Below are 6,125 nucleotides of genomic sequence, written 5' to 3' on the forward strand. Positions count from 1 at the left end.
TGTAGGGGAAAAGGGGGACAAACGTCTCGCTACAGGCCGGTTCGCCAGCGCCGACTGTGTTCACCTAGCACTTGGCAAAAACCATAAGAGGACATTCAGTGCAACGTCTCAGAATAAAAGATCTTTTGCGGCTGGCCGTTTCGAAACATCACCGGTGCAACTACTCAGGCACGACGTTTACAGCGACATACATGACGGGCCGGGTGTCTCGAAAATAAAGTTTTTCACGCCTGCGCTATTGCCTCTCGCCGCCGCTGTAGCGTGCTCAAAATATATTTCGCTTTTGCGTTTCAGACACAGCCGTCCGGCGGCACCGTCCACAGTGCCCGCACAGGAATCGGTTCTCGTCCAGGCCGCCATCCGGAAAAGCCGGATAGAGCAATAGGCGACGCCCCGCGACAATGTCCCGGAATGCGGGGACAGACGCACACAGGCCCTGATGTTTCCATTAGTACATGGCTGCAGGATGAACGCCTGCCTCGCAGGACAGCTGTAGTATCGAAGTAGAGAATCTCATGTACGTCCTTTATTTAAGTGTTGATCCGTTGATTCATCCGAGATCCGGGACGCCCATTGAGCGGGGAATACCGTGAGCATGGTCGGCTTTTTCCGGAAGTTGAATGTCCGCAAAATCCTTTTGAGAATCGTCCTGATCGATCTGACGGTCTCGCTGGCGGGCTATGCCTTCTATAAGGGCGCCAGCGGAGAAGAAGAGACTGCCTTTCTATCAGCCGCAGCAGAAGTTACGGACATTGAGTACGCCGTATCCGCACAGGGTGTGCTTCAGGGGCGTAATCAAGTAGACGTTGGCGCCCAGGTTTCCGGGCAATTGCAGTCCCTGAAAGTCAAACCAGGTGACCAGGTCAAAAAAAACCAGCTGTTGGCAGAGATCGATCCACTGCCCGCCAGAAATGCTCTGCGCCAGGCGGTTGTCAAGATCGAACAACTCACGGCTGAGCGGGACGCGACGCTGCACAGGTTGAAACTTGCCGAGTCGAATGATCGTAGATATCAGGAATTGGGCGCTACGACGGCGGTTTCCAAAGCGGATCAGGACAAGGCCCGATTCGAGCTGGAGACCCAACGCGCCAACCTGGTGTCGCTCACCGCACAATTACACACGGCCGGCGTGCAGGAAGAAGCCGCACGCATCAAACTCGACTACACACGAATCTTCGCGCCAATGGATGGTCAGGTCCTCGCCATCGTCACTCAGGAGGGCCAGACAGTCATTGCAGACCAGACGGCACCGGTCATTCTGAAGATGGCGCAACTCGACACCATGACCGTGAAGGCGCAGGTTTCCGAAGCCGACGTGCTCAAGATCAAACCCGGTCTTGCGATTTACTTCACTATCCCGGGCGATCCTGACACACGCTATAACGCCACCCTCAAGGCGATCGAGCCGGGTCCTGTGGACGCTGCAAGCCAGACCGGAGCAACAGCCGAAAGCGGCAAAGCCGTCTTCTACAACGCTCTTTTCGATGTCCTCAACCTTGAAAACCGCTTCTACATCAACATGACCGCTAACGTGCGAATTGTGCTGGAGGCGAAGGAGGGCGTATTGACGATCCCTGTCGCCGCACTGGGTGATCGGCGGGACGACGGCACCTACAGTGTAAGGGTGCTGGGTGAAGGTAACGAGGTCAGAACAGCCTACGTAGGGCCGGGTATCAATAACCAGGTCAGGGTCGAAATACGTTCGGGGCTTAAAGCCGGCGACAGAGTGGTCATCGGAGAGCGGGGCGGTGTGGAAGGTGTTTAAGGGTAGGACGAGGATGTATTGGCAATAAGCGATCAAGGACAGTTTTCAGCCGACGTCAAATCGATAACGCACACCTTGCAAGCGTCTGATCAATGAAATGGGCGTACGTTTAGAAATAAGGTCACTAGCGGATTAACAATCGGTGCCCGCTTCAGGGAATTCCTGAAGGTGTAAGCGCTGGCCCATGCGCCTGTCGTTTTAATGTTTGAAAACCTGGTGAATTGGAAAACTATTTTGGAGTACAGGGCATGACCATGTATTACGTTGCAATTGCAATGCTCACCGTGCTGCTGGTGCCGGGGCCGACCAATTCGCTGCTGCTGCAGTCCGGGATCAGTCGTGGCCTGAGTACGTATTCGCTGAAGCTGGTCGCTGCCGAATGGGCGGCTTATGTGATTCAGATTAGCGCGTGGGGGTTATCCATTGATGCTCTGATCGAACACTATGGTTGGGTGGTGGTGACGACCAAGGTTCTGGCCGTGATGTTCCTGTTCTACATTTCCCTGAAACTGTGGTTTTCGATTCACCAGGACCCCGACGGAAAGCCCTCTCCGATTTCGGTCTCCGCGTTGTTTTTGGCAACACTCAACAATCCGAAAGGGCTGTTTTTCGCCACACTCATAGCCCCCGCAGGGACGTTTTTGCACGTGGAAAGCTACCTTTCATTCATGACGGTTTTTTCCCTCGTGGTTCTTCCTGTCGGTATGACATGGGTTGCGCTGGGTGCCATTTTTGGTCGAAAACTACCGTCGATAATAGCGGGCAATCGAGTCAATCGATTGGTTTCACTGGTCATCGGACTGTTCGCGATTATTGCTTTGTATAACGTCGCGGCAACAACGATTTTCACCTGAACTGCCCACTCCGTCACTGCGCCGCCTCTTTAATATTTATCTAACGTTGATTGTGCTTATGTGGTTAGTCACTGTTGGAGTCGTCACGTGAGCTATCGAGACATAGTGCTCAGTGACGAGGAACAAGTCGAATTGAGTCAGCGCTTGAATTCAGCGACGATCAGCCCTCGCGAAGGCCGCCGGGCGCAGGTGATTTTGCTCGCTGCACAAGGCTGTTCTCGTACCGAGATTGCCAGGTTGACCGGGCTATCGGTTGTTTCAGTCACCCGCTGGTGCAAGCGTTTTCGAGAGCTGCGCCTGTCAGGCCTGGTGGATCTTCCTGGACGAGGCCGCAAGGCATACCTGCCAGCCGAAGCCTTGAAACAAACTCTTGATCAAGTCACCCAGCCGCGTATCGGCCATGCCCGATGGAGCTGTCGAAGCATGGCGAAACTGGTCGGCATATCGCCAGCCAGCGTCCAGCGCATATGGGCCGCCAACGACATGAAGCCGCACCTGACGCACACGCCAAAACTATCCAGCGATTCGGGTATTGAAGAGGAATCCGGGGAGGTTGGTGTAGGTATATCCGGAACGCCCGAATAAGGCGTTGGCGTTTTGTTGTAATGAGCAACGCCAGTCCCGGGCTTTGGAGTACCCCGGCCCGGGCTCTTGAGGTTTTACCTGTCCGATCAAGTACCGCATGGCAAACTGAATTACCTGCAGGGCGCTTGATCAGATCCATTGAGGGCCGGTATCAGCCATGGCTGAAATGCCTGAACTGAATACCGGCGCGCAAGTGCTTGCTGATGCGACGCAACCCGCCAGGCCGGGTTGCTCTCAGCCATGATTGGGCATTGGCTCGCCGCGCGCAGGAATCAGATCCCGCTCCGAATAAAAGCCCTGCACCAGGCGATTCTTTGACCGGTACTCACACAGCACGAGCAGAGTGTCCGGGAGCGGGGTAACCGCGGGTTCATGCTTGACCACCATGATTCTGCCGCCCGAGCGAAGGCGTACATGTGCTCCAGGTTCGAATATGCCCATCTTCAGTTCCTCACAAGGGTGTTGATGTACGCTCTGTCCAGCCGCCGCCCAGCGCCTTGTAGAGATTGACCTCGGCGGTCAGCTGCGACAGTCGATCGGTGATCAGGTTTTGTTGAGCGCTGAATAAAGAGCGTTGGGCGTCGAGGAATGTCAGGCTGCTGTCGACGCCAATGCGGTAACGTCGTTCGGCAAGGCGGTAATACTCCTGGTTGGCCTGTACAAGATCGCTCTGCGCCTTCAACTGATGCTTGTAGGTCTGACGCGCTGCCAGACCATCGGCGACCTCCTGAAAGGCGGTCTGTATCGATTTTTCGTACTTTGAAACGCTTATATCCTTCTGGATTTTCGAATAATCCAGGCTCGCTCGCAGACTGCCGGCGTTGAAAATCGGGATATCGATCTGCGGTGAAAACACCCAGCCTCCCGAACCGCCTTTGAACAAACCGGACAGTTCGGTGCTGGATGTACCGGCGTTGGCCGTCAGGGTAATGCTCGGGAAGAATGCCGCTCGCGCAGCACCGATGCTGGCGTTGGCCGACTGCAACTGGTATTCGGCTTCAAGAATGTCCGGGCGTCGTTGCAGCAGATCAGAAGGCAGCCCCGCCGGCACTTCAGCGAGCCATTCGGAGGACAACGGACGGCTGGGCGCGCTGTCCGCAACCTCCGTGCCCACCAGTAAAGTCAGGTTATTGAGGTCCTGAGCGGCCTGGCGCTGGAACGTCGCCAGACTTGCCCGTGCGCTCTCCACCGATGTGCGCGACTGGGCCAGGTCCAGTGACGAAGAAGCGCCGACTTGCTGGCTGCGAGTGGTCAGCTTCAGGCTCTTTTCGTAGGACATCAGCGTGTCCTGAGTCAAGGCCAATAGCTCCTGGTCGGCACGCCAGGTCAGGTAGGCAGTGGCGACACTCGCCACCAGGCTTAGTTGGGTGCTGCGCCGGGCCTCTTCGCTGGACAAATAGGTGAGCGAGGCCTGATCGCTGAGACTGCGTATGCGTCCGAACAAATCAAGCTCGTAAGAGCTGATACCCAGCGTTGCCGAATAAGTACCGCTGGTCACCGGGCCGCCGGTCTGCGTGATACTGGCGGGCTGGCGTTGCCGGGTACCGCTGCCTGTGGCGCTGATCGCGGGAAACAGATCGGCGCGCTGAATGCGGTATTGCGCTTGATAGGCCTCGACGTTGAGCGCTGCAACGCGCAAGTCACGATTGTTGAGCAGGGCGCTTTCGATAAGCTGTTGCAGCGTCGGGTCGCGGAACAGGTCACGCCAGCCCATGTCCGCCGCCAGCGGACCAGAGAGTGCTGGCGCATAGGCTGAGGATTGTGGGTAGTGCGCGGCAACCGGTGCCGCCGGGCGCTGATAGTCCGGAATCAACGAGCAGCCGCTCAAGGACAGTGCCGTAAACAGCCAGGGGCCAATTGATCTGTTCATTCTGCGCCTATCATCCATTTGGCCAGTCCATGTCGACCGCTGATGCCCAGCTTGGCGGCGGAACGTTTCAGGTAGGTTTCGATGGAACTGCTCTTGACGCAGAGTTTTTCGGCGATCTCAGGGACTGTGCCGCCCGCGAGGAATTCCAGACAGGCCTCCTTCTCGCGTGCCGATAGCGAGACGTCGCAGGCAAGCAAGCGTTCGTTGAACTCGCGTTGCAGGTACTTGTACTCAATGGGAACCGAGCCGTGAGACAGCATGCCACCAGCGTTTTTCATACCGGATTGGCGATGTACGCGGGCATGCCGTTCCGACAAAGGCAACAGGGCCTCCGAGAGGTATTTCAAAAAAGACAGCTCTTGCAACGAGTAATCTTTGTCAGCTTGCGGACGGTGCAGTGAGATCACACAACAGCGATTGGCCTTGCGCGAAATCATGCTGCACTGGTGGGAGGTTCCGAGACAGTCATTGCCTTGCTGGTTTTTCATCCGGGCGTTCAGGTGAATCAGCAGGTCGTCCTCTACCTCCAGCACGCGCTTGACCAGTGGATGGTCGCTGCGGTGTCTGGCACGGGTCGGACACACCGTTTGCATCTGCGGATTCAACTCAGCGCCCGCGTAGCCCAGCAGCTGTACATCGGTCACCGTCGCCTGACTGTCATCAACGGTCCACTCGCTCAGTTCCACACGGCTTACAGCCAGCGATGTATTGATTAACTGGTACATGTTGCTCAGAAACATGTCATCTCCGACGCTAGACACCAGCTTCCCGAGTTCCAGATAAATGTGCGTTTTCACTTCATCTTTGGCATTCACTTGTCGGTTCATATGTCCATTCCTGAAGATCAGAAGTTGCGTGCAATTCTGTCGACCAGACTGTGAATTCCGCCCTCAGGACGCTCAAATCCTTCGCGCCTTAACATCACTAGAATCCGGCATCACGCATGAAAGTCTTCACAAAAAACGATTCAGCTCTAGGTTCCAATTAAGCTGAGTTGCGCAGGAAAAGTCTGTCACTGGATACCGGGACATCCTGCGCAACCTGGCGGTTA

The 6,125-nt window shown here is 56.0% G+C and carries 4 protein-coding genes and 1 pseudogene; 3 read left to right on the plus strand and 2 right to left on the minus strand.

The window, feature by feature from the left end:
• Positions 1-595 precede the first annotated feature (595 nt).
• The 3 genes and pseudogenes from AC54XV_RS13790 to AC54XV_RS13800 form a co-directional block, all read left to right on the plus strand.
• On the plus strand, positions 596-1,765 hold the full coding sequence (locus AC54XV_RS13790; protein WP_496716921.1) for an efflux RND transporter periplasmic adaptor subunit: 1,170 nt from the start codon (positions 596-598) through the stop codon (positions 1,763-1,765).
• Positions 1,766-2,013: 248 nt separating this feature from the next.
• Complete coding sequence (locus tag AC54XV_RS13795; protein WP_024638704.1) at positions 2,014-2,619, plus strand: LysE family translocator; 606 nt, start codon at positions 2,014-2,016, stop codon at positions 2,617-2,619.
• 87 nt (positions 2,620-2,706) lie between these two features.
• Positions 2,707-3,377 (plus strand): annotated as a pseudogene (locus AC54XV_RS13800) (helix-turn-helix domain-containing protein); the annotation flags it as partial.
• A 278-nt stretch (positions 3,378-3,655) separates the two neighbouring features.
• Here AC54XV_RS13800 and adeC read toward each other — a convergent pair.
• Both adeC and AC54XV_RS13810 read right to left on the minus strand, forming a co-directional pair.
• Positions 3,656-5,074 (minus strand): AdeC/AdeK/OprM family multidrug efflux complex outer membrane factor, encoded by a 1,419-nt coding sequence (gene adeC, locus AC54XV_RS13805; RefSeq protein WP_024638702.1) that lies wholly within the window; start codon positions 5,072-5,074, stop codon positions 3,656-3,658.
• Entirely contained in the window at positions 5,071-5,901 is an 831-nt protein-coding gene (locus tag AC54XV_RS13810) for a helix-turn-helix transcriptional regulator (RefSeq protein ID WP_011267816.1), read from the minus strand. The genes adeC and AC54XV_RS13810 overlap by 4 nt, the downstream gene beginning before the upstream one ends.
• Positions 5,902-6,125 lie beyond the last annotated feature (224 nt).

Source organism: Pseudomonas fragariae (ex Marin et al. 2024) (assembly GCF_059621105.1).

What these genes read in the sequence shown, in the direction of transcription:
- AC54XV_RS13790 (WP_496716921.1), top strand. Translation starts at nt 596, where the DNA reads ATGGTCGGCTTTTTCCGGAAGTTGAATGTCCGCAAAATCCTTTTGAGA.
- AC54XV_RS13795 (WP_024638704.1), top strand. Translation starts at nt 2,014, where the DNA reads ATGACCATGTATTACGTTGCAATTGCAATGCTCACCGTGCTGCTGGTG.
- adeC (WP_024638702.1), bottom strand. Translation starts at nt 5,074, where the DNA reads ATGAACAGATCAATTGGCCCCTGGCTGTTTACGGCACTGTCCTTGAGC.
- AC54XV_RS13810 (WP_011267816.1), bottom strand. Translation starts at nt 5,901, where the DNA reads ATGAACCGACAAGTGAATGCCAAAGATGAAGTGAAAACGCACATTTAT.